The organism is Enterobacter sp. JBIWA008 (genome assembly GCF_019968765.1).
Classification (GTDB): domain Bacteria; phylum Pseudomonadota; class Gammaproteobacteria; order Enterobacterales; family Enterobacteriaceae; genus Enterobacter.
Map to the genome: position 1 here is coordinate 2756250 of NZ_CP074149.1, position 23056 is coordinate 2779305.

Below are 23056 nucleotides of genomic sequence, written 5' to 3' on the forward strand. Positions count from 1 at the left end.
CTTATCTCATCCCTGTAAAACCCGACAGCGATTTTCGACAATAACATCATTCAATCAGGAGGTGGATGATGCGTGATTTTCATAAAGGCGTCTGGCAAATGAGCCTGGCGATGTTAATTTCCGGTTCTATCGGTGCGTTTGTTTTGCTCAGCGGTCTGCCGGTGACGGAAGTGGTGTTCTGGCGCTGTCTTATCGGGGCAATGGCGCTTTTTATTTTTATCCGGGTGAGTCAAAAGCCCTTTAGTCCCCTCACCCGCACCACGCTGCTGCTGGCCATTCTCGGCGGCGTGGCATTAGTGGTGAACTGGCTGCTGCTCTTCGCGGCCTATGAGCGGATCTCGATTGGTCTTTCGACCATGGTCTATAACACCCAGCCATTTATGCTGGTCCTGATGGGGATGTTTTTAGGTGAGCGCGTCAGCCTGGTGAAATGGGGCTGGCTGTTCCTCGCCTTTGGCGGCGTAGTGATACTGCTCTCCAGCGAGCTTACCGGCGCGCATAGCGGTGAATGGTTCGCCGGAATCGGCCTTGCGATGGCCGCGGCTTTCTTCTACGCGGTCACGGCCATTATTGCCCGCAAACTCAGAACCGTTGCGCCGCAGCATATTGCCTTTATCCAGGTACTGACCGGCGTCGTGATGCTTTTGCCGTTTGCCAGCATGCCGTCATTTTCCGGTGATTTTCCCTGGCCTATCCTGCTGACGCTGGGCATCGTCCATACCGGCGTTATGTACCAGCTGCTCTACAGCGCGCTCCAGAAGCTGCCTACGCCCATTACCGGCTCCCTGTCGTTTATCTATCCGGTGGTGGCGATCGTTGTCGATAATCTGGTGTTCGGACACTCGCTGAACCTGGCACAGCTGGCGGGCGGCGCGCTGATCCTGTTTGCTGCCGCGGGCAATAACCTGGGCTGGGGCGAAAAAAAACCCCGCGAGTGCGGGGTGAGTATCAAAACGGTGAATTAGCGACGGGCGCGCACAATCTGGTATTTGCGCGTCAGGTACTCCACCGGCGCGCTCCAGATATGCACCAGACGAGAGAACGGGAACAGCACAAACAGCGTCATCCCCAGCACCAGGTGAACGCGGAAGATAAACGCCACGCCGTCCAGGTGCGCGGATGCTCCGCCGTGGAAGGTCACCACGGACTGCGCCCAGCCGACCAGCTTCATCATTTCGCTGCCGTCCATATGCTGCGCCGAGAACGGAATGGTCAGCAGGCCCAGCGCGCACTGCACCATCAGCAGAGAGAGGATCAGGATGTCCGCTGCGGTAGTGGTCGCACGCACGCGCGGGCTGAACAGACGACGTTTCAGCAGCAGCAGGCCTCCCACTAAAGTCATCACGCCGCAGGCACCGCCGGCGATCATCGCCATCTTCTGCTTCACCTCGATCGGTAGCCACGCTTCATACATCCAGTGCGGCGTCAGCATCCCGAGGAAGTGACCGGCAAAAATCCCCAGAATACCGATGTGGAACAGGTTAGAGCCCACATGCATCCCTTTACGATCCAGCATCTGGCTGGAGGCCGCACGCCAGGTGTACTGGCCGTAGTCGTAACGCAGCCAGCTTCCCACCAGGAACACGGTGCCCGCGATATACGGGTAAATGTCAAAGAAGAACATATTCAGGAAGTGCATTAGTGCCGTCCTCCGTTAGAGATATTCAAATATTGCGGGGCAACCGCGCCGGCAAAACGACGCTGGTGAGCGGAGATTTCAGACTCGCCGCAGTTCTGGTCAGCAAAGAATTTCACCTGCTCTTCTTCCCAGACCGCATCCAGCGCTTGTGGCGTATCATCCCGGGCTTCATCCGCAATTTTCTCCGCCACTTTTTCACTGTCGACCGCGGCGTTGGCCAGCTTCACCAGCAGATCGAACAGCACCGCATAGCGGCTCTCGCGCTGATGTAGACGCGCGCCGAGCAGCGCCAGGATCGGCGCAATATCCTGCAAACCGCCCAGCGCCTCTTCTTTCGGCAGCTGCGCCAGGTACTCCAGATACAGCGGCAGATGATCCGGTAGCTCGCGGCTGTTGAGCTGCAGGCCGTGCTGTTCATATTGGGCCATCAGGTCTACCATCGCCTGACCGCGGTCTCGGGATTCGCCGTGCACGTGTTCAAACAGCAGCAGCGAGGTCGCACGACCACGGTCAAACAGCTGGCTGTAGTCCGACTGGGCATCCAGAAGGTCGCGTGCCAGCAGATCGCGGAGGAAAACGCCCAGCTTCTGGGCATCGTCTTTTTCCAGGTTTTCAGATGACGCGAGTGCATCAAAGAGTTCCTGCTGATGCTGCACAAGCGCAGCATCCGGGTACTCAAGCAGACGCGAAACAATGACGAATTCAATCATTGGTGCGGCTCCGTTTTGCTGGTCACATCCATGGCATCGATGCGGCGGCTGTTGAACAGATTGAATTTGCTGTCTGACCCGTGGCAACCGTCGCCAAAGGTAAAGCCACAGCCATTTTTTTCCGGGAAGGCTTCACGAGCCAGCTCACGGTGGCTGCCCGGCACCACGAAACGGTCTTCGTAGTTGGCAATCGCCAGATAGCGGTACATTTCCTGCGCCTGCGCTTCGGTCAGGCCGACCTCTTCCAGCGCGCGGGTATCGGTCACGCCGTCGACGGTTTCCGCGCGTTTGAAGTGACGCATCGCCAGCATACGCTTCAGCGCGAGCAGTACCGGCTGGGTATCACCTGCGGTCAGGAGGTTCGCCAGGTACTGAACCGGAATACGCAGGCTTTCCACGTCCGGCAGGATGCCGTTGCTGCCCAGCTCGCCCGCATCAGCGGCAGACTGAATCGGCGACAGAGGCGGCACGTACCAGACCATCGGCAGGGTGCGGTATTCCGGATGCAGCGGCAGCGCCAGCTTCCAGTCCATCGCCATTTTGTACACCGGAGACTGCTGCGCCGCGTCAATCACGCTCTGCGGCACGCCGTCTTTCAGCGCCTGGTCAATCACCTTCGGATCGTTCGGGTCGAGGAACACGTCCAGCTGACGCTGATACAGATCTTTCTCGTGCTCGGCGCTCGCAGCATTTTCAATCGCGTCCGCGTCATACAGCAGCACGCCGAGGTAGCGAATACGGCCTACGCAGCTTTCTGAGCAAACGGTCGGCATTCCGGCTTCAATACGCGGGTAGCAGAAGATGCACTTCTCAGACTTACCGCTCTTCCAGTTGAAGTAGATTTTTTTGTACGGGCAGCCGGTGATGCACATACGCCAGCCGCGGCACTTGTCCTGGTCGATTAGCACGATGCCATCTTCTTCACGCTTGTAGATGGCGCCGCTTGGGCAGGTCGCCACGCAGGCCGGGTTAAGGCAGTGCTCGCACAGGCGCGGCAGATACATCATGAAGGTGTTTTCGAATTGACCGTACATTGCCTTCTGCATGTTCTCGAAGTTTTTGTCTTTCGACAGCTTCTCAAACTCACCGCCAAGGTCGTCTTCCCAGTTCGGCCCTTTTTCAATCTTCGCCATGCGCTGACCGGTGATCAGCGAACGAGGACGGGCGATCGGCTGGTGTTTACCCTCCGACGCGTTGTGCAGGTTCTGGTAGTCGTAGTCAAACGGCTCATAGTAATCGTCGATGCCCGGCAGATGCGGGTTAGCGAAGATTTTTCCCAGCAGCATCGCGCGGTTACCCATGCGTGGCTGGATTTTGCCGTTGATCTTGCGGATCCAGCCGCCCTTGTATTTCTCCTGGTCTTCCCAGTCGGTCGGGAAGCCGGTGCCCGGCTTGCTTTCGACGTTGTTGAACCAGGCGTACTCCATACCTTCGCGGCTGGTCCAGACGTTTTTACAGGTGACCGAGCAGGTATGACAGCCGATGCATTTATCCAGATTCAGCACCATGCCGACTTGTGAACGAATTTTCATTTTACGCTCTCCTGTACCTGGTCATTACCTTCGCCGTCTAACCAGTTAATATTCTTCATCTTACGTACCACCACGAACTCATCGCGGTTCGATCCTACTGTGCCGTAATAGTTAAAGCCGTAGGCCAGCTGCGCATAGCCACCGATCATATGGGTCGGCTTCGGCGTAATGCGGGTCACGGAGTTGTGGATCCCGCCGCGCTGCTCGGTAATTTCTGACCCCGGCAGGTTAACGATACGTTCCTGCGCGTGGTACATCATGGTCATCCCGGCCGGTACGCGCTGGCTCACCACCGCACGCGCCGTCAGGGCACCGTTGCTGTTGAACACTTCGATCCAGTCGTTATCTTCAATCCCCAGCTCTTTGGCGTCCGTTTCGCTCATCCAGACAATCGGACCGCCGCGAGACAGGGTCAGCATCAGCAGGTTGTCGCTGTAGGTGGAGTGAATGCCCCACTTCTGGTGCGGCGTCAGGAAGTTCAGCGCCTTCTCAGGATTACCGTTCGATTTCGCGCCCATTACCGCTTTCACAGAGCGGGTGTCGATTGGCGGACGGTAGACCAGCAGGCTTTCACCAAAGTCGCGCATCCACTGGTGATCCTGATACAGCGACTGACGGCCGGACAGAGTGCGCCATGGGATCAGCTCGTGAACGTTGGTGTAGCCTGCGTTATAGGACACATGCTCATCTTCCAGGCCAGACCAGGTCGGGCTGGAGATAATCTTGCGCGGCTGCGCCTGAATATCGCGGAAGCGGATTTTCTCTTCCTCTTTATTCGTCGCCAGGTGAGTATGGTCGCGACCGGTGAACTCGCTCAGCGCCGCCCAGGCTTTCACCGCGACGTGGCCGTTGGTTTCCGGGGCCAGGGTCAGGATCATCTCTGCCGCATCAATCGCCGTGTTCAGCATGGGCTGGCCTTTCGCCGGGCCGTCCGCCTTGGTGTAGTTGAGCTTGCGCAGCAGATCCATTTCGCTCTGGGTGTTCCAGGCGATCCCTTTCCCGCCGTTACCGATTTTCTCCATCAGCGGGCCGATAGAGGTAAAGCGCTCGTAGGTTGCCGGGTAGTCGCGTTCAACCGGAATAATGTGCGGCGCGGTCACGCCCGGGATCAGGTCACATTCGCCTTTTTTCCAGTCCTTCACGTCCAGCGGCTGGGCCAGTTCGGCAGCGGAGTCGTGCTGGATTGGCAGCGTCACCACGTCGGTCTCTTTGCCCAGGTGTCCGACGCAGACTTCGGAGAATTTCTTCGCGATGTCTTTGTAGATATCCCAGTCGCTTTTCGATTCCCACGCCGGGTCAACGGCCGCAGACAGCGGATGAATAAACGGATGCATATCCGAGGTATTCATGTCGTCTTTTTCGTACCAGGTCGCGGTTGGCAGCACGATGTCGGAGTACAGGCAGGTGCTGGACAGACGGAAGTCGAGCGTCACCACCAGATCGAGCTTGCCGTCGAGACCGTTATCTTTCCACTCCACCTCTTCCGGCTTCACGCCGCCCTGCTTGCCGAGATCTTTTCCCTGGATACCGTTTTCCGTACCGAGCAGGTATTTCAGCATGAACTCGTGGCCTTTACCGGACGAGCCCAGCAGGTTGGAGCGCCAGATGAACAGGTTACGCGGATGGTTTTTACCGTTCTCCGGCTGTTCTGCCGCGAAACGGATTGAGCCATCCTTCAGGGATTTCACGGTGTAATCCACCGGTGACATGCCCGCCTGCTTCGCCGCTTCCGCAATACGCAGCGGGTTAGTGCCCAGCTGTGGCGCAGACGGCAGCCAGCCCATACGTTCAGCACGCACGTTGAAGTCAATCAGATGGCCGCTGTAGCGGGATTTATCCGCCATCGGTGACAGCAGCTCCTGCGCGGTGACCGTTTCGTAGCGCCACTGGCTGGAGTGGTTATAGAAGTAGGAGGTGCTGTTCATATGGCGTGCCGGACGCTGCCAGTCGAGGGCAAACGCCAGCGGCTGCCAGCCGGTCTGCGGACGCAGTTTTTCCTGGCCCACGTAGTGCGCCCAGCCGCCGCCGCTCTGACCGACGCAGCCGCAGAAGATCAGCATGTTGATCAGACCGCGATAGTTCATATCGAGGTGATACCAGTGGTTCAGACCGGCACCGACGATGATCATCGAACGACCGTGCGTTTTGTCCGCGTTTTCTGCGAACTCACGTGCGATACGGGTAATGTGCGCGCGAGGAACGCCGGTAATTTGTTCCGCCCAGGCAGGGGTGTAGGCCTTCATCTCGTCATAGCCGGTTGCGCAGTTGTCATCCTCCAGACCGCGCTCCAGACCATAGTTGGCCATGGTCAGGTCATAAACGGTGGTGACCAGCGCGGTGGAACCGTCGGCCAGCTGCAGGCGTTTAACCGGCAGTTTGTGCATCAGGACGTTTTTCAGTTCAACCTTGTTGAAGTGCTCTGAACCTTCACCGCCGAAGTACGGGAACCCGACCTCGGCGATCTCGTCCTGGCTACCCAGCATGCTCAGGCGCAGCTCCGTCTCTTCGCCGGTGGTGCCGTTGCGTTGCTCAAGGTTCCACTTGCCCTTCTCGCCCCAGCGGAAGCCGATTGAGCCGTTTGGCGCCACCAGCTCGCCGTTGCTGTTATAGGCAACGGTTTTCCACTCAGGGTTATTTTCCTGGCCCAGCGAATCCACCAGATCGGCTGCGCGCAGCGTACGGCCAGCGGCATAGTAACCCTCACGCTCTTCCAGCATGACCAGCATCGGCATGTCGGTGTAGCGGCGAACGTAGTCGGTGAAGTACTGGCTTGGCTTATCAAGATGGAATTCACGCAGCATGACGTGGCCCATCGCCATCGCCATCGCCGCATCGGTACCCTGTTTCGGCGCCAGCCACAGATCGCAGAGCTTGGCGATTTCGGCGTAGTCCGGGGTTACCGCCACGGTTTTGGTACCTTTGTAACGGACTTCGGTAAAGAAGTGCGCGTCCGGCGTACGCGTCTGAGGAACGTTTGAGCCCCAGGCGATGATGTAGCTGGAGTTATACCAGTCCGCGGATTCCGGCACGTCGGTCTGCTCGCCCCAGGTCTGTGGAGACGCAGGCGGCAGGTCGCAGTACCAGTCGTAGAAGCTCAGACAGGTACCGCCGATAAGAGACAGGTAACGCGCGCCGGAGGCGTAAGAGACCATCGACATCGCCGGGATAGGCGAGAAGCCGGCCACGCGGTCAGGACCGTAGGTTTTAACGGTGTAGACGTTGGAGGCGGCAATCAGCTCGTTTACCTCTTTCCATGAGGAGCGGACGAAACCACCGCGACCGCGAGCCTGCTTGAAGCTTTTTGCTTTGTCAGCGTCTTCGATGATGGACGCCCAGGCATCCACAGGATCGCTGTGCTGTACTTTCGCCTCACGCCACATTTTCATCAGGCGCTTGCGCATCAGGGGGTATTTCAGACGGTTGGCGCTGTAGAGATACCAGGAGTAGCTGGCGCCACGCGGGCAGCCGCGCGGTTCGTGGTTTGGCATATCCGGGCGGGTGCGCGGGTAGTCGGTCTGCTGCATTTCCCAGGTCACCAGACCGTTTTTAACGAAAATCTTCCAGCTGCATGAACCGGTGCAGTTCACGCCGTGGGTCGAACGGACCACTTTGTCATGCTGCCAGCGCTGGCGGTAACCGTCTTCCCAGTCCCGGTTGGTATCCAGAACCTGGCCGTGCCCATCGGCAAAAGTTTCACCCTTCTGTTTGAAGTAGCGAAACCGGTCCAAAAATTTGCTCATCGGGTATCTCCTGTGTGGAGCCTGTGGCTCTCTAAATCGACATTGCTGATTTGCAGCGAAGGTAACGCCCTGAAAGAGGGGGAGAATTGATAACGATCAAGACGACGAGGGACTTTCAGGCGAGGGGTTACACCGAATACCACCAAAGCGGTATCTTCAAAAAAATCATATCAATATGAAATATAAAGTTATTTTTATTTCGTCGTACAAAAAGCCAGTCAGAATTTAACATCTCAGGTATTAAGGGGTAGAGCACCCTGCAAAGCGATGGCGATCACGGTGCTACCTGCGGGCTTCCTGTGTAAACCCATCAGTATGTTGTAACTATTTTGACCGCAAAAAAAACGCGGCCCGAAGGCCGCGTAAACGGATAATCACACTTACTTATTTTTCTTGGTATTACGGCCATATACCAGCCACGTAATCACGACGCAGGCGATATAGAAGACGAGGAAGACTTTCATGGCGCCAGCCGGTGAGCCGGTCAGGTCCAGTGAGATACCGAACGCTTTCGGGATAAAGAAGCCGCCAATCGCGCCGATGGCAGAGATAAAGCCCAGCGCCGCAGCCGTATCCGTCGCCGCCTCGCGCATGGCCTGCTCTTCGCTCCCGCCCTGCGCCTTCACGCGATCCATCGTCAGCTTACGGAAGATCACGGAGATCATCTGGAAGGTAGATGCACTTCCCAGCCCGGCGGTCAGGAACAGCACCATAAACACGCCGAAGAAGGCAATGAAGTTACCGCCCTGCCCGTCGGCTGGCAGCGTGAGGAACAGCAGCGCGCAGAAGACCGCCATCACGACGAAGTTAACCAGCGTCACGCGGGTACCGCCCAGACGGTCAGAGACCATGCCGCCCAGCGAACGAGCCAGGGCACCGATAAACGGCCCGAAGAAGGCAAACTGCAGGATCTGAACTTCCGGGAACTGCGTTTTCGACAGCATCGCGAAGCCCGCAGAGAAGCCAATAAACGAACCGAAGGTGGCAAGATACAGCAGCGCCATCACCCAGAGGTGTCCACGCTTCAGCACCGGAAGCTGTTCGCTCAGCGACGCCTTCGACGCGGACAGGTCGTTCATAAAGAACCAGGCTGCGAGGGTGAATACCACCAGGAAAGGTACCCAGATCCAGGCGGCGTTTTGCAGATAGAGGGAAGAACCATCCGCCTGCTCAACGCCACCGCCGCCAAAGGCCGCAAAAATAGAAACAGAGATCGCCAGCGGGGCAATCAGCTGCATCACGCTCACGCCCATATTCCCCAGACCGCCGTTAATCCCCAGCGCACCGCCCTGCTTCGCTTTCGGGAAGAAGAAACTGATGTTCGCCATGCTGGAGGCGAAGTTCGCGCCCGCAAAACCGCACAGCAGGGAGATAATCACGAATACGCTGAACGGCGTAGAGGTATCCTGCACCGCGAAGCCGAGCCAAACGCAGGGGACGATCATGATGCCCGTACTGAATGCCGTCCAGCGACGACCGCCAAACACCGGCACCATAAAGGCGTAAGGTACACGCAGCAGCGCGCCTGACAGCGACGGCAGCGCGGTCAGCATGAAAAGCTGATCGGTCGTAAACGTAAACCCGACTTTGGGCAGGTTGACCGCCACCGCGCTAAACAACATCCATACGCAAAACGCTAATAGCAGACACGGCACGGAAATCCACAGATTCCGGCTTGCTACACGATGGCCGCGCTGTTGCCAGAACGCCGGATCCTCTGGACGCCAGTCTGTAATAACGGCACCATTTTCCCTTTCGGGAGCGGATGAGTGACTCATAGACACCTCTGATTCTCGAATGATGCTGCAAACATTAGGGTTTTAGGGCGGCGGTAAGTTGATATAAATCAAAGGAAAAGTGGGAGGATTTGCGGCGCAAAATAAGGTCTCATCCTTAGTGAGTAGCCTAATTCGGTAAAAAAGACGTGGTTTTTCACGGTACTGACGGTTCCTGGCTACCCCCACCACCTTCCCCCTACTCCACTGGCAATTTAGGGGTAATCCTTTATTGGTATGGGTATACTCCAGGGTATGCACCAGAATAGCGCCATTCCTGCAAGCAGGCCACGTCAGGAGCACGCCCCCTCTATGTTAAAAAGATGTTTATCTCCGCTGACGCTCGTGAATCAGGTAGCCCTGATTGTTTTGCTGTCCACCGCCATCGGCGTGACCGGCATGGCGATCTCCGGCTGGCTGGTGCAGGGAGTACAGGGTAATGCGCATGCCATCAACGAGGCAGGCTCGCTACGCATGCAGAGTTATCGCCTGCTGGCGTCGGTTCCCCTGACGCAGGACGATCGGCCCCTGATTGATGAAATGGAGCGCACGGTCTTCAGCCCCGAACTGGAAAACGCCGCCATCCGCGCCGGTCAGCAGTCCCAGCTTAACGCCCTTCAGGGCTACTGGCATACCCAGCTGGAGCCCGGACTGAAACAGGCGCACAGCACAGAAACCGTTGCGCAGGACGTCGCGGGGTTCGTCTCACGCATCGATAAACTGGTCTCCTCTTTCGATCAAACCACCGAATTACGCATCGATCGGGTGTTGATGGTGCACCGCACCATGGCGCTGTTTATGGGACTGCTGCTGATCTTCACCATCGTCTGGCTCCGGGCGCGGCTGCTGAACCCGTGGAAACAGCTGCTGGCAATGGCCCGCGCGGTCACCGCACGCGATTTTACCCAGCGCACGCACATCAGCGGGCGCAACGAGATGGCCATGCTCGGCCAGGCGCTCAACACCATGTCGGCAGAGCTCTCCGAGAGCTATGCGGTGCTGGAACAGCGCGTTCAGGAAAAAACGGCCGGGCTGGAGCAGAAAAACGAGATCCTTTCCTTCCTGTGGCAGGCCAACCGTCGTCTGCACATGCAGGTACCGCTATGCGAACGCCTCTCGCCGGTGCTGAATGGCCTGCAAAATCTGACCCTGCTTCACGACCTTGAGCTGCGCGTTTACGACGTGGAAGATGAAGATAACCATCAGGAATTTACCTGTCAGTCGGATACGTCCTGCGATGACAAAGGCTGCCATCTTTGCCCTCGCGGCCTGCCGCCGCTGACGTCCGGCACCACCACCCTGAAGTGGCGCCTGACCGATAGCCACACCCAGTACGGTATTCTGCTGGCAACGCTGCCAGCCGGGCGTCACCTGAGTCACGACCAGCAGCAGCTGGTCGATACGCTGGTCGAACAGCTAACGGCCACGCTGGCGCTCGACAGGCATCAGGAAAAGCAGCAGCAGCTGATCGTCATGGAAGAGCGCGCGACTATTGCCCGCGAGCTTCACGACTCGATCGCCCAGTCGCTCTCCTGTATGAAAATGCAGGTGAGTTGCCTGCAGATGCAGGATGCGGAGATGCCGGAAAGCAACAAGCAGCTGCTCGGTCAGATCCGCAACGAGCTGAACACCTCCTGGATACAGCTTCGCGAGCTGCTGACCACCTTCCGGCTGCAGCTGACCGAGCCGGGCCTGCGTGCGGCACTGGAGTCCAGCTGTCACGAATTTAGCGCCCGGCTGGGGTTCCCGGTAAAGCTGGACTACCAGCTGCCGCCGCGGTTTGTCCCCTCCCATCAGGCCATACATTTACTGCAAATCGCCCGTGAAGCGCTGAGCAACGTGCTCAAGCATTCCGGCGCGACGGCGGTAACGGTCACCGTCAGCCAGCACAACAATCAGGTGAAGCTTACGGTTCACGACAACGGCCGCGGCGTGCCGGAAAATGCCGAACGAACGAACCACTACGGTTTAATTATTATGCGAGACCGCGCCCAAAGCCTGCGCGGTGATTGCCAGGTTCGCCGGAGAGAGACGGGTGGCACGGAAGTCGTGGTCACCTTTATTCCGGAGAAACCGCTTACAACTGCTCAAGGAGAAACCCATGACTAATCAGGAACCGGCATCCATCCTGTTGATCGACGACCATCCGATGCTGCGTACTGGCGTGAAACAGCTGGTCAGCATGGCACCCGATATCACCGTGGTGGGCGAAGCCAGCAACGGTGAACAGGGCATTGAGCTTGCCGAAGCCCTCGATCCCGATCTGATCCTGCTCGATCTGAATATGCCCGGCATGAACGGTCTGGAGACCCTCGACAAGCTGCGGGAAAAATCCCTTTCCGGGCGCATCGTCGTCTTTAGCGTGTCGAACCATGAAGAGGATGTGGTTACGGCGCTGAAGCGCGGTGCGGATGGTTATCTGCTGAAGGATATGGAGCCGGAAGACCTGCTTAAGGCGCTGCAGCAGGCTGCGGCGGGCGAGATGGTTCTCAGCGAAGCCTTAACGCCGGTGCTGGCCGCCAGCCTGCGGGCAAACCGCGCCACCTCTGACCGTGACGTTAGCCAGTTAACCCCGCGCGAGCGCGATATTCTCAAACTTATCGCCCAGGGGCTGCCGAACAAAATGATCGCCCGCCGCCTGGACATCACCGAAAGCACGGTGAAAGTGCACGTGAAGCATATGCTGAAGAAAATGAAGTTAAAATCCCGCGTTGAAGCCGCCGTGTGGGTGCATCAGGAACGCATTTTTTAAGGATTACTCCTCCGGCAGAAGCTTCCAGCGCGGGTCGTTGTCAGGCAATGCGACCAGCGGCTGCACGACGGTCAGCACGATCTCATTGGACGAGACGCGCTGGCCTTTCTCATCTTCCACCACCGCCGACAGGTGCCAGCGGTTTGACGCCCCTTCACTGTCATCCCAGGCAGGCATAATCACGCTCCAGCCGTCGCTGCTGTTGCTTTTGGCCGGCGACGTCAGGCTCAGCGCCTGCGTATCCCCCTGCCAGTGGATCTGACGAATGCCGTGCGCGCTGCGAACCTGAAGCTTCAGCATAACGGTCTCGCCCCCTTTGAGATCCCACGGCGGCGTTGCCAGCCAGACGGACAGCGTTTTACGCTGGCGGAACTCCATCACCGGCAGGCTATTGCGCTCCGGCGAATCATAGCGGCTTCCGCGCAGGGAACGCGTAGCGGCGACTTCACCGGCGGAAAGCTGCTTCACCAGCGGCACGCCAAAGCGATAGTTGAGCTTCAGTCCGAGGTTATTCTGGCTCTCGCCACTTTCGCCCTGCTTGTGCGCTGCGGTCAGGGTGACCAGAGGAACGGGGGTATAGTTAAGCCCCAGATTCACCGCCACCGGATTGTGATAGCCCGTTCCGCTGTTGAAGAGATCGACGTTATCGCCAAAGTATTGCTCAAAGCTTACGCTGGTATTCAGATGATGGAACCACGGCAGCCAGGCTTTAGCGGTGACGTCATATCCGCGCGCCATGCGCTGCTCCTGGACGTCGGAGCGATCGCGCCAGCCGGCAAAGGGCTGATAATAGTTGGCTGACAGGCGCAGATTTTCCCCCCACGCTTCCGCGCCCAGCCCGGCACGCTGCAGGTTTTCATCCAGAAGGTTATCGTAAAAGGTGTTGTAACCCAGCAGCCATTTGCCGGCCACCCAGCGCTGGCCTATACCGGCATTGCTGACCAGGCCATCCGTCTGCTGCGTCAGGCCAAGCTGGCTCCAGCTCAGATAACGGTTGTTATCGTTCCAGGGGATAAACCAGCTCCCGCTGCTGCCGTTAAATTTGCCATCGTTATCTACCAGTAAGTTCACGCTGGCGTTCCCCCAGGGCGAAAGCCAGGATTCAATCTGCTGGTTCACTTCTCCGCTCACCGCGTCGCGCACCTGACCAAAGGCAAACTGACGCGCCTGCTCGCCGGTTGTGAGGCCGTTGTCGGTCATGCTGGCTTCACCAAAGGCTTTTGCCATTTCGGCCAGATGCTTCTCTCCCTCGCCCGTTGGCGCCGCCATACCGAGGTCAGGCAAACTATCCCCATTATTATCGAAGGGATGTTGTGCCTGCTGGATAAAGGAATTCGGCGCACCGTAAACGGCTCCGGCCGTAAGAAGGGGGAGTAATAACAGCAAACAAATGCGGGACGATACAGCCATCAACGTCGGGTTTAGCACCTGGATTTTGTAAAAGACGCTCTTACCTTAACGCTATTGAGAAAGAATTGCAGCTTTACGGGAAATTTCAGGAATATCCTGAAGTTTATTGACGGCAGCAGGCAGCGTAAACTCGCTAAACCTTATATTATTCGTGCCTTTATAAAAACAGGAGTCAATATGCAAAAGATTGTTATCGTCGCCAACGGTGCGGCTTACGGCAGCGAATCCCTTTTCAACAGCCTGCGCCTGGCGATTGCGCTGCGTGAAAAAGAGAGCGACCTGGCGTTACGACTCTTTTTAATGTCAGAGGCGGTCACCGCGGGGCTGAAAGGTCAAAAACCGGCCGAGGGCTATAACATTCAGCAGATGCTGGAGATCCTGACCGCGCAAAACGTGCCGGTGAAGCTGTGCAAGACCTGCACCGACGGCCGCGGTATTACCGGTCTGCCGCTGATTGATGGCGTGGAGATTGGTACGCTGGTTGAACTGGCCGAGTGGACGCTGTCCGCAGATAAAGTATTAACTTTTTAATAATAAACCCGTAAAAATATTATTTTCTTATGGACGCGGTTTCAGCATCAAGTTTACCTGCGGGCTTGCCGATAGGCATGGAAACAACACAGCAGGTATTTCACTTATGTTCAGATCGATTCGTGCACGCATCATCGCTGCGACGGCAGGCTGTCTGGTCGTCGCCCTTCTCCTTAATACCGTTATTAACTTCCAGGTCACACGTCAGGATAACCAGCAGTCCCAGCGCGATATCCTGACCAGCACCAGCGCCAGCCATAACATGGCGATTGCCGACTGGGTTAAAAGCAAGATGACGGTGATCGCCTCCGCGCAGACCGTTGCGCTGAGTGACGATCCGGTTCCGGTGTTTAAACAGCTTGCGCAGGCGGGTGGATTCACCAACGTTTATGTTGGCTATGCCAGCAAAACGGCGAAATTCTCTGAACCGGCGGGCGTTCCGGCGGACTATGACCCGACCATTCGCCCGTGGTATCAGCAGGTGGTCAGCACGGACGGTCCGGTTGTCACCGCGCCTTACGTTGACGCGGGGACCGGTAAACTGGTGGTGACCTTCGCCGTGCCGGTGAAAGAAAATGGCACACTCAAAGCGGTAGTGGCGGGCGATGTGGCGATGGACAGCGTGGTTGCTAACGTGCGCGGGATCCATCCGACCCCGGCCAGCAGCGGGTTGCTTCTGAACAGTGACGGCAGCGTGATTGCCGCTAACGATCCGGCCCTGACGCTGAAACCGTTTGCTGAGACGATCAAGGGCATTGATTTTGCTGCGCTGAAAAGCGGTAACCTCGTCGACGGAACGCTGAACGACGCTGAAAAAACCTTCGTGGCGACAGCCGTGCCGGGCACAAACTGGCTGTTAGTCGTCGCGCTCGACAACGGTGACGCCACCTCCGGCATGCGTTCCCTGCTTAAAGCCTCGGCGATTTCGCTGGTGATCCTGGCACTCCTGAGTGCTGCCATAGTGCATTTCCTTATTGCCCGCCTGCTCAAGCGTTTGTCCGACATTCGCGACGCGATGCACAACATTGCCAACGGCACTAACGATCTGTCCCAGCGCCTGCCGGACAGCGGCGAGGACGAAGTCGCGCAGATTGCCCAGGCCTTTAACGCCTTCAGCGATAAGCTGTCGGTGGTGATGGTGCAGCTCCGTGATGCCAGCGAATCGGTGAAAAACGCGGCGCAGGAGATTGCCGCAGGTAACCAGGATCTTTCCGGACGTACCGAGCAGGCGGCATCCAGCCTGCGCGAGACGGCAAGCGCCGTGGAGCAGATCACCGCCTCCGTGACGCAGTCGAATGAATCGGCGGCAGAAGCCAACGATCAGGCGAGCAAAGCCTCAGCGGCCGCGGCACGCGGCGGCGAGGTGGTATCGCAGGCGATCAGCACGATGCAGTCCATTGAAGTCGCGTCGGCAAAAATTGGCGATATCACCAGCGTCATTGACGGCATTGCTTTCCAGACCAACATTCTGGCGCTGAACGCCTCCGTCGAGGCGGCGCGTGCCGGTGAGCAGGGGCGCGGGTTTGCCGTTGTAGCAGGCGAAGTGCGTAACCTGGCGAGCCGCAGCGCTCAGGCGGCGAAAGAGATCAAATCCCTGATTGATTCCACCACCGACAGCGTGGCAACCGGCTCCCGCTACGTGCATCTGGCCGGGGAAAGCATGGATGAGATCCGCTCCAGCATCGGCAGCGTCTCTGGCATCATGCGCGAAATTTCCATCGCCACCAGCGAGCAGATGAAAGGCATTCACGAGATTAACCACGCGGTAACCCACCTGGACAGAATGGTTCAACAGAACGCCGAGCTGGTGGTCGAGTCCGCCGCCGCCGCGGGTGCCCTGCAGAGCCAGGCGGGCGACCTTGCTGAAACAGCCGGGCATTTCCGCATTTAATCTTCTTCCGGCGCGCGTTTAGCGGGTAAAACGCGCGCCAGCTGAATGCTTTCAGGCATTTTGTCATTTTTGTTTAAACGTTATGCCATTTTTTGATCAAAATCATCATCCCTCGTCCCCCGCTTTGGTGTTATGCAGTGAGTAATTTGTGAACAATATCACGCTCGGGATGGGCAAAATCGACGGGGTAAAAAATGGCACTGGTAAAAACAAGTTTGAAACTGTTTGGCGGGGATACGGTAGTGGTGCGTTGCTCAGAACGCTGTCGTATTCATCTGATGAGTTCGAAAGCACAAAAACAGTCCCAGGCGGATATTCTCACCGTACAGGACGATAAGGCCTGGCTTACCGTGCCGTATACCGGCACGTGGGATGTGCTGATTGACAGCCACAGCCAGTCGCTGGAGCATTCCATCAGCTACGTGGCCGCATAACATTAAACGCCCGGCAAGCCGGGCGTATTATCAGGCAAAACCGGCTCGCAGCGTGCCGTTGAGCGGGTTCCCTTCCAGCAGCGCCTTCACCTTCACCACCAGCTCATTCAGACAGTCGTCCTTCATGCCGAGGCGGGTTAGCTCCTGATCGAGGGAGAAGAGATACTGCGCGTTGGTGCCCAGCGGCCCACTCGCGGCGGCAATCAACGGGGCAATCACCTGCGTACGGGTATCTGCTTCATACAGCGGATGGCGCGGGTCCATAATAAACACCAGCGCATTGACGGTACGACCGTCGTCCAGTTCCAGCTTGCACCAGCTCGGCATATAGCAGCCGGTGATCATCTCACGCTTCCAGAGCAGCGTGAGCTCCTCTTCCAGCGTGGCATCCGGCAGGCGATAGGCCACGCCCGTGGTGCGCCCGCCCTCTTTCAGTGCAAGCATGCGCCCGGGCTGGCACGCGCTGCCGCGTCCGGCCGTCAGGCGCAGGCAAAATGCGCGATGCCAGCCAGGCAGCGTTCCCGTTGCCGATTCGACAAATTCCAGAGCCGGGTTCCACATCAGGGAGCCGTAGCCAAAAATCCATACCGGGCCATCATCCGGGCGGCAGGCAAGCGTGGCAGCGAGTGACGCAGCACGTTGTTCAGCTGACCAGAGAAGCGATTCCTCAATAGCACCAAATGCCGTCTTACAATCTGCCTTCATTAAGAAATCACGCGTTAACACTTCACACCTCCGCCACTGCATGCTTCCTTGCGACTTCTGTAATTCGCCTTCCCGGCATTATGTGCTGGTCATTTTGCCAGCAGTTAAATAACGATAAGCAATTAGCGGACCAGTTGCAATACAACGGAAGTTCAACCGCCTGAAAAGTCAAAATGAAGGCAGCGAATTATTTCACGGCTATTTCTTTTTATGCCATTTATCGTCGTCCCCTTTCTCATATTCATGTTTTACGGCCGCCCAGGCGACTTTGTGCGCCGTCTCTTCACGGCTGGCATCATCCCGGCGGTCGTCCTTATCTTTGTATTGATCCCAGGCACTGTTAAACGCCTCTTTGTAGATATCCTGCGCGTGAGCGGGCAGCACGTTTTGCACGTTATCCGGTAATTCGCGTTTCGCTTTATAGGGCATTACTAACCTCTCTTTTGGTTAAAGAGGTAAGTGTGGACGACGATATCATGCGGTGCCACTCAGCGATAATTTATGAATACACACCTCTTATAATCCATTGTTATTTAATGAATATTAAATAAAAACAGCGAATTATAGTCATCAGGAATGAAAAAAAATAACAAAGGGTAAAATTAAGTAAAAAATAAAGGGTATTTAACAGAGATCTGTTAGTTTAATGGCCTCAAAAATCTATCTATAATTACAAGCACCTGCATTGATGGAGAAGCACATGACAGCAACACACGAGGCGGTAAAGACCCGCCACAAGGAGACGTCACTCATTTTCCCGGTTCTGGCACTGGCTGTGCTGCTCTTCTGGGGAAGCAGTCAGTCACTGCCAGTGGTGGTTGGTATCAATATTCTTGCCCTGGTCGGCATCTTAACCAGCGCATTTAGCGTTGTTCGCCATGCGGACGTCCTGGCCCACCGTCTGGGCGAGCCGTACGGATCGTTAATTCTCAGCCTTTCCGTTGTTATTCTCGAAGTCAGTCTGATTTCCGCGCTCATGGCGACCGGCGATGCCGCACCGACGCTAATGCGCGATACGCTCTACTCAATCATTATGATTGTGACGGGTGGACTGGTGGGCTTCTCTCTGCTGCTGGGCGGGCGCAAATTTGCGACCCAGTATATGAACCTGTTCGGCATTAAACAGTATCTGATCGCCCTCTTCCCGCTGGCGATCATCGTGCTGGTCTTCCCGATGGCGCTACCGGGTGCAAACTTTTCCACCGGGCAGGCGCTGCTGGTCGCACTGATTTCCGCCGCCATGTACGGCGTGTTCCTGTTGATTCAGACCAAAACGCACCAGAGTCTGTTTGTGTACGAGCATGAAGACGATGGCGATGATGATGACCCGCACCACGGCAAGCCGTCGGCCCACAGCAGCGTGTGGCATACGGTTTGGCTGATCGTACATCTGATTGCGGTGATTGTAGTCACCAAGATGAACGCTAACCCGCTGGAAACCCTGTTAACCGAGCTTAACGCGCCGGTGGCGTTTACCGGCTTCCTGGTGGCGCTGCTGATTCTCTCCCCTGAAGGGCTGGGCGCGCTGAAAGCGGTGTTGAATAATCAGGTGCAGCGCGCAATGAACCTGTTCTTCGGCTCCGTACTGGCGACCATTTCACTTACCGTACCGGTTGTGACGCTAATTGCCTTTATGACCGGCAACGAGCTGCAGTTTGCGCTGGGCGCGCCGGAGATGATCGTGATGGTCGCCTCGTTGCTGCTGTGCCAGATTTCCTTCTCAACCGGGCGTACCAACGTGCTGAACGGCGCGGCGCATATGGCGTTGTTTATTGCGTATTTGATGACGATATTTGCGTAAGAGTGGTCCGGTGCGGGCTTGATGCCCTCACCCCAACTCTCTCTCACAGTGAAAGAAAGAAAGCATAAAAAAACCCGCCGAAGCGGGTTTTTTTATTAGTTGCTGGTATCCAGCTCGTCGAAGCTCTTCACCAGATCGTCAATCGCTTTGATCTGCTTCAGGAACGGCTCCAGCTTATCCAGCGGCAGCGCGGATGGGCCGTCGCATTTCGCGTTAGCCGGATCCGGATGCGCTTCAATGAACAGGCCTGCCAGACCGGTCGCCATACCGGCGCGCGCCAGCTCGGTAACCTGGGCACGACGTCCACCGGACGCGGCGCCGAACGGGTCGCGGCACTGCAGGGCGTGGGTCACGTCGAAAATCACCGGAGACTGGTTAGAGACGTTTTTCATCACGCTGAAGCCCAGCATATCCACGACCAGGTTGTCGTAACCGAAGTTTGCGCCACGGTCGCACAGGATCACCTGATCGTTACCGCCTTCGATAAACTTATCGACGATGTTACCCATCTGCCCCGGGCTGACGAACTGTGGTTTTTTCACGTTAATCACGGCACCGGTTTTCGCCATCGCCGCAACCAGGTCGGTCTGGCGAGCGAGGAACGCTGGGAGCTGGATCACGTCCACCACGTCTGCCACCGGCTGCGCCTGTGAGGCTTCATGCACGTCGGTGATCACTTTCACGCCAAAGGTCTGCTTCAGCTCCTGGAAAATTTTCATTCCCTCTTCCAGGCCCGGGCCACGGTAAGAGTTGATGGAGGAGCGGTTGGCTTTGTCAAAAGAGGCTTTAAACACGTACGGGATGCCCAGCTTCTGGGTCACGGTCACGTAGTGTTCGCAGATACGCATGGCGAGGTCGCGGGATTCCAGCACGTTCATGCCGCCAAACAGTACGAACGGCAGGTCGTTTGCTACCTTGATATCACCAATGCTAACCACTTTTTGTTTCATAGGATCGCCTTATTCAGGTGTGAATCGGAATTAAGATTAATGCAGTGTAATTTGTTTGTGCGAGATCGCATTGATCTGCGCACGAATCATTTCGCTAATGGGGTCTTCCGGACACTGCTCGACGAAATAGCTCAGATCGTTCAGCGCCACGTGTTCGCAGTCGAGCTGCGCATAGATCAGCCCGCGATCGCGAATTTCGTACGGATCTTCCGGGTTGAACTGCAGCAAGACTTCACTGGCGCGCAACGCCAGCTCCATCTGACGCTCTTCCATTAACGCGGACTTCAGCGTATCCAGCAGCTTGCGAATGACCTCTGCGTTATCCGCCTCGTCGAGATCTTCGTTGAAGAGTTCAGCCACCGGGCTGATATTGCCTTTCAGCCACACGTCCAGCGTATGTTCATCCAGCGTGTCGCCGTTGAAGGGATTGATGAGCCACATTTCGCCGTCCAGCCACTCTGCACGCAGGATCATCTGCGTCGGAAAAATGACCGGGACCAGCGGAATATCCAGACGATGCGCGACCCACAGCAAAATAGAACCCAGCGCCACGGCGCTGCCCTGACGATTTTTTAAGACCTGGTCCAGCCATAACGCATCTGACAGGCGGTATACGCCACGCGTGTCGCAGAAACCCCATTCGCCGTAGAAAAGTTCAAGCAGCTTCTCAAGCTGCCAGTCCTGCGGACGCGCCTGATTAATCTCTTCACGCGCCAGGCTGACCAGATTTTCCAGCTCGTCGATGACGTACTGCGACGTAAAATCGTCACGAATCATCTCAGAAATCAGGATCATGCCGTCACAAAGCGGCACTTTATTAAATTCGAAATCGGCTAAGGACCTCATGACTTACCCCAGTAACGGTATTCTTGTGGTGGCGAGTTTAATGATGATGTACAGCACCACCAGACCCAGCAGAAAGGCGATAAACCCGACCTGCTGGCTGCGCGGACGACGACGCCCAAGCGCGATAAAACCCAAAACGATGTAGATGATAACGCCAAACAGCTTTTCAGTCAGCCATGCGCCTTTATCAGTAAATGGCAGATAGCCGGTCTTCCACATAAGCCCGGCACCGGAAAGGAGCAATAGCGTGTCGATGCAGTGCGGCACGATACGCACCCAGCGTGCATCCATCAGCGGATTGTTGCTGTAGCGCCACCAGTAACGGACGATGAAAAAGCTGATGGTCAGCGTAACGGAAATCAGGTGGACGGTAATAAGCACGGTAAACAGGCTCACAGCCACTGCCCCAGCGTCAGGCGTTCGTTGCCGCCGTAGTCGCGGCAGGTTTCGACAGCGGCGTAGCCTGCTTCGGTAAACAGTGCCCGCACCGCTTCACCCTGAGTCCAGCCATGCTCCACGAGCAGCCAGCCGCCGGAAAGCAAATGTTTCCGTGACGTTGTCACAATGCGCTCTAGATCGGCTAATCCCGCGTTGGCGGCCACGAGCGCCGTCAGCGGTTCGAAGCGAACGTCTCCCTGCGCAAGGTGCGGGTCATGCTCGTCAATATAAGGAGGGTTGCTGACAATCATTGCGTACGCGCGATCCCCAAGGGCGGAAAACCAGCTGCTCTGCAGCACGGTCACGTTAGTTACGCCCAGTCGTTCCACGTTACGCTGCGCCAGCGCTACCGCATCGGGCATGACATCCACCGCCGTCACCGCGCAGTCGGGCCGCTCGGTGGCGAGCGCCAGCGCGATAGCACCGGTGCCGGTACCGAGATCGAGAACGCTGCAGGCCGCCGCCGGTAAACGCGCCAGCGCCTGCTCAACCAGACACTCGGTGTCCGGACGCGGGATCAGGGTTGCCGCCGAGACGTACAGCGGTAACGACCAGAATTCACGCTCCCCGACCAGATGCGCCACCGGCTCGCCAGTTTTACGGCGGGCAAGCAGGGCGGTAAGCCGGGCTTCCTGCTCGGCGGTCAGGGGCGTCTCACCAAATGCGAGGAGATACGTGCGGGCTTTACCCGTCACATGCTCAAGCAAAATTTCGGCATCGCGTTTCGGGCTTTCGCTTTCTGAAAGCTCAACCGCCGCCTCACGTAACCAGCGCTGAAAATCCATTATTCCTGCTCGGACAGCGCCGCCAGCTGGTCGGCCTGGTATTCCTGCACGATAGGCTCAATCAGCATATCCAGTTTCCCTTCCATCACCTCGTCCAGACGGTACAGCGTCAGGTTGATGCGGTGGTCGGTTACGCGGCCCTGCGGGAAGTTATAGGTGCGGTTACGGTCGCTGCGATCGCCGCTGCCCAGCAGGTTACGACGCGTAGACGCTTCCGCCTGCTGGCGTTTCGCCATTTCGGCTGCATGGATACGCGCCCCCAGCACGGACAACGCTTTGGCTTTGTTTTTGTGCTGTGAACGCTCGTCCTGACATTCAACGACTATGCCGGTTGGCAGGTGGGTAATACGGATGGCGGAATCGGTGGTGTTAACGTGCTGACCGCCCGCGCCAGAGGAGCGGAAAGTATCAATACGCAGGTCCGCCGGATTGATGTCCGGCAGTTCTGCTTCCGGCAGCTCCGGCATCACCGCAACCGTACAGGCGGAGGTGTGAATGCGGCCCTGAGATTCGGTGGCCGGTACGCGCTGCACGCGGTGACCGCCTGATTCAAACTTGAGACGACCGTACGCGCCGTCGCCGCTGATCTTGGCGATAACCTCTTTGTAGCCACCATGTTCGCCTTCGTTTGCGCTCATGATCTCCACGCGCCAGCGACGCGATTCGGCGTAGCGGCTGTACATGCGGAACAGATCCCCGGCAAACAGCGCCGCTTCGTCACCGCCGGTACCGGCACGCACTTCGACAAACGCGTTACGCTCATCGTCCGGATCTTTCGGCAGCAGAAGCACCTGAAGCTGCTGCTCCATCTCTTCAGAACGCGCTTTCGCATCCTGCAACTCTTCCTGCGCCATCTCGCGCATTTCAGGATCGTCGAGCATCATCTGCGCGGTTTCGATATCTTCCTGAACCTGCCGCCAGTCGGTAAAGCATTTGGAAACATCACTTAACTGCGCGTATTCACGCGAGAGCGCGCGAAAACGTTCCTGGTCCGCAATGGTCCCGGCATCGCCGAGCAGCGCCTGTACTTCTTCATGGCGCTCGTGCAGAGCTTCCAGTTTAGCGACGATAGAAGGCTTCATAGGCGTAAGTGCACCTTGTCTTAGAAAATGGGTAT

General features: G+C 57.1%; 20 protein-coding genes. 7 read left to right on the top strand and 13 right to left on the bottom strand.

The genetic code is table 11. The features are described 5' to 3' along the window. Window positions 1-68 precede the first annotated feature (68 nt). Window positions 69-965 carry a DMT family transporter gene (locus KGP24_RS13345; RefSeq protein ID WP_223563499.1) on the top strand — a complete coding sequence of 299 codons (897 nt, stop codon included), beginning with the start codon at window positions 69-71 and terminating at the stop codon, window positions 963-965. Here the strand turns inward: KGP24_RS13345 and narI are convergent. The 5 genes from narI to KGP24_RS13370 all read right to left on the bottom strand — a co-directional run bounded on the left by narI (window position 962) and on the right by KGP24_RS13370 (window position 9399). Next, on the bottom strand, window positions 962-1639 hold the full coding sequence (gene narI, locus KGP24_RS13350) for a respiratory nitrate reductase subunit gamma (protein WP_023312107.1): 678 nt from the start codon (window positions 1637-1639) through the stop codon (window positions 962-964). The two genes, KGP24_RS13345 and narI, sit on opposite strands and share 4 nt — an antisense overlap. Then, on the bottom strand, window positions 1639-2349 hold the full coding sequence (gene narJ, locus KGP24_RS13355) for a nitrate reductase molybdenum cofactor assembly chaperone (protein ID WP_223560761.1): 711 nt from the start codon (window positions 2347-2349) through the stop codon (window positions 1639-1641). The genes narI and narJ overlap by 1 nt, the downstream gene beginning before the upstream one ends. Beyond that, complete coding sequence (gene narH / locus KGP24_RS13360) at window positions 2346-3881, bottom strand: nitrate reductase subunit beta (protein ID WP_223560762.1); 1536 nt, start codon at window positions 3879-3881, stop codon at window positions 2346-2348. Before narH ends, narJ begins: the two co-directional genes overlap by 4 nt. Beyond that, the gene (locus KGP24_RS13365; protein WP_223560763.1) at window positions 3878-7621 is read right to left on the bottom strand and encodes a nitrate reductase subunit alpha; all 3744 of its coding nucleotides are present in this window, start codon (window positions 7619-7621) and stop codon (window positions 3878-3880) included. Before KGP24_RS13365 ends, narH begins: the two co-directional genes overlap by 4 nt. A 380-nt stretch (window positions 7622-8001) precedes the next feature. Beyond that, window positions 8002-9399: a NarK family nitrate/nitrite MFS transporter gene (locus tag KGP24_RS13370; RefSeq protein WP_223560764.1), complete on the bottom strand. Its 1398-nt coding sequence runs from the start codon at window positions 9397-9399 to the stop codon at window positions 8002-8004. Between the two features lie 309 nt (window positions 9400-9708). On the opposite strand from KGP24_RS13370, the gene narX reads away from it, so the two are divergent. Together narX and narL are read left to right on the top strand one after the other, a co-directional pair. Continuing rightward, window positions 9709-11505 (top strand): nitrate/nitrite two-component system sensor histidine kinase NarX, encoded by a 1797-nt coding sequence (gene narX, locus KGP24_RS13375; RefSeq protein ID WP_223560765.1) that lies wholly within the window; start codon window positions 9709-9711, stop codon window positions 11503-11505. Beyond that, entirely contained in the window at window positions 11498-12148 is a 651-nt protein-coding gene (gene narL, locus KGP24_RS13380) for a two-component system response regulator NarL (protein WP_223560766.1), read from the top strand. The genes narX and narL overlap by 8 nt, the downstream gene beginning before the upstream one ends. A gap of 3 nt (window positions 12149-12151) precedes the next feature. Here narL and KGP24_RS13385 read toward each other — a convergent pair whose 3' ends face one another. After that, window positions 12152-13558, bottom strand: coding sequence for a YchO/YchP family invasin (locus KGP24_RS13385; RefSeq protein ID WP_223563500.1), 1407 nt, complete (start codon window positions 13556-13558; stop codon window positions 12152-12154). 177 nt (window positions 13559-13735) lie between these two features. Between KGP24_RS13385 and KGP24_RS13390 the strand changes: the two genes are divergently transcribed. The 3 genes from KGP24_RS13390 (at window position 13736) to KGP24_RS13400 (ending at window position 16414) form a co-directional block, all read left to right on the top strand. Next, window positions 13736-14089: a DsrE/DsrF/TusD sulfur relay family protein gene (locus tag KGP24_RS13390; RefSeq protein WP_148390594.1), complete on the top strand. Its 354-nt coding sequence runs from the start codon at window positions 13736-13738 to the stop codon at window positions 14087-14089. 106 nt (window positions 14090-14195) lie between these two features. Next, the gene (locus tag KGP24_RS13395) at window positions 14196-15980 is read left to right on the top strand and encodes a methyl-accepting chemotaxis protein (RefSeq protein ID WP_223560767.1); all 1785 of its coding nucleotides are present in this window, start codon (window positions 14196-14198) and stop codon (window positions 15978-15980) included. 194 nt (window positions 15981-16174) lie between these two features. Next, window positions 16175-16414, top strand: a complete 240-nt coding sequence (locus tag KGP24_RS13400) for a DUF1883 domain-containing protein (RefSeq protein ID WP_111965917.1) — start codon at window positions 16175-16177, stop codon at window positions 16412-16414. Window positions 16415-16444: 30 nt separating this feature from the next. On the opposite strand, the gene KGP24_RS13405 is transcribed toward KGP24_RS13400, so the two are convergent. Beyond that, window positions 16445-17140 (bottom strand): gamma-glutamylcyclotransferase, encoded by a 696-nt coding sequence (locus KGP24_RS13405; RefSeq protein ID WP_032642434.1) that lies wholly within the window; start codon window positions 17138-17140, stop codon window positions 16445-16447. Between the two features lie 177 nt (window positions 17141-17317). Further along, window positions 17318-17548 (bottom strand): putative cation transport regulator ChaB, encoded by a 231-nt coding sequence (chaB, locus tag KGP24_RS13410; protein WP_023312121.1) that lies wholly within the window; start codon window positions 17546-17548, stop codon window positions 17318-17320. A 271-nt stretch (window positions 17549-17819) separates the two neighbouring features. Between chaB and chaA the strand changes: the two genes are divergently transcribed. After that, window positions 17820-18920: a sodium-potassium/proton antiporter ChaA gene (chaA, locus tag KGP24_RS13415; RefSeq protein WP_223560768.1), complete on the top strand. Its 1101-nt coding sequence runs from the start codon at window positions 17820-17822 to the stop codon at window positions 18918-18920. 95 nt (window positions 18921-19015) lie between these two features. On the opposite strand, the gene kdsA is transcribed toward chaA, so the two are convergent. From kdsA to prfA, 5 genes are read right to left on the bottom strand one after another with little or no spacing between them, the layout of a single operon-like run. Next, entirely contained in the window at window positions 19016-19870 is an 855-nt protein-coding gene (kdsA, locus tag KGP24_RS13420) for a 3-deoxy-8-phosphooctulonate synthase (protein WP_048990640.1), read from the bottom strand. Window positions 19871-19906: 36 nt separating this feature from the next. Beyond that, window positions 19907-20716, bottom strand: a complete 810-nt coding sequence (gene sirB1, locus KGP24_RS13425; protein WP_223560769.1) for an invasion regulator SirB1 — start codon at window positions 20714-20716, stop codon at window positions 19907-19909. Window positions 20717-20719: 3 nt separating this feature from the next. Continuing rightward, entirely contained in the window at window positions 20720-21112 is a 393-nt protein-coding gene (sirB2, locus tag KGP24_RS13430; RefSeq protein WP_223560770.1) for an invasion regulator SirB2, read from the bottom strand. Continuing rightward, on the bottom strand, window positions 21109-21939 hold the full coding sequence (gene prmC / locus KGP24_RS13435; protein WP_223560771.1) for a peptide chain release factor N(5)-glutamine methyltransferase: 831 nt from the start codon (window positions 21937-21939) through the stop codon (window positions 21109-21111). Before prmC ends, sirB2 begins: the two co-directional genes overlap by 4 nt. After that, the gene (gene prfA, locus KGP24_RS13440) at window positions 21939-23021 is read right to left on the bottom strand and encodes a peptide chain release factor 1 (protein WP_045329440.1); all 1083 of its coding nucleotides are present in this window, start codon (window positions 23019-23021) and stop codon (window positions 21939-21941) included. Before prfA ends, prmC begins: the two co-directional genes overlap by 1 nt. Window positions 23022-23056 lie beyond the last annotated feature (35 nt).

Coding starts and splice junctions, on each gene's coding strand:
- KGP24_RS13345 (WP_223563499.1), top strand. CDS start 69: ATGCGTGATTTTCATAAAGGCGTCTGGCAAATGAGCCTGGCGATGTTA.
- narI (WP_023312107.1), bottom strand. CDS start 1,639: ATGCACTTCCTGAATATGTTCTTCTTTGACATTTACCCGTATATCGCG.
- narJ (WP_223560761.1), bottom strand. CDS start 2,349: ATGATTGAATTCGTCATTGTTTCGCGTCTGCTTGAGTACCCGGATGCT.
- narH (WP_223560762.1), bottom strand. CDS start 3,881: ATGAAAATTCGTTCACAAGTCGGCATGGTGCTGAATCTGGATAAATGC.
- KGP24_RS13365 (WP_223560763.1), bottom strand. CDS start 7,621: ATGAGCAAATTTTTGGACCGGTTTCGCTACTTCAAACAGAAGGGTGAA.
- KGP24_RS13370 (WP_223560764.1), bottom strand. CDS start 9,399: ATGAGTCACTCATCCGCTCCCGAAAGGGAAAATGGTGCCGTTATTACA.
- narX (WP_223560765.1), top strand. CDS start 9,709: ATGTTAAAAAGATGTTTATCTCCGCTGACGCTCGTGAATCAGGTAGCC.
- narL (WP_223560766.1), top strand. CDS start 11,498: ATGACTAATCAGGAACCGGCATCCATCCTGTTGATCGACGACCATCCG.
- KGP24_RS13385 (WP_223563500.1), bottom strand. CDS start 13,558: ATGGCTGTATCGTCCCGCATTTGTTTGCTGTTATTACTCCCCCTTCTT.
- KGP24_RS13390 (WP_148390594.1), top strand. CDS start 13,736: ATGCAAAAGATTGTTATCGTCGCCAACGGTGCGGCTTACGGCAGCGAA.
- KGP24_RS13395 (WP_223560767.1), top strand. CDS start 14,196: ATGTTCAGATCGATTCGTGCACGCATCATCGCTGCGACGGCAGGCTGT.
- KGP24_RS13400 (WP_111965917.1), top strand. CDS start 16,175: ATGGCACTGGTAAAAACAAGTTTGAAACTGTTTGGCGGGGATACGGTA.
- chaB (WP_023312121.1), bottom strand. CDS start 17,548: ATGCCCTATAAAGCGAAACGCGAATTACCGGATAACGTGCAAAACGTG.
- chaA (WP_223560768.1), top strand. CDS start 17,820: ATGACAGCAACACACGAGGCGGTAAAGACCCGCCACAAGGAGACGTCA.
- kdsA (WP_048990640.1), bottom strand. CDS start 19,870: ATGAAACAAAAAGTGGTTAGCATTGGTGATATCAAGGTAGCAAACGAC.
- sirB1 (WP_223560769.1), bottom strand. CDS start 20,716: ATGAGGTCCTTAGCCGATTTCGAATTTAATAAAGTGCCGCTTTGTGAC.
- prmC (WP_223560771.1), bottom strand. CDS start 21,939: ATGGATTTTCAGCGCTGGTTACGTGAGGCGGCGGTTGAGCTTTCAGAA.
- prfA (WP_045329440.1), bottom strand. CDS start 23,021: ATGAAGCCTTCTATCGTCGCTAAACTGGAAGCTCTGCACGAGCGCCAT.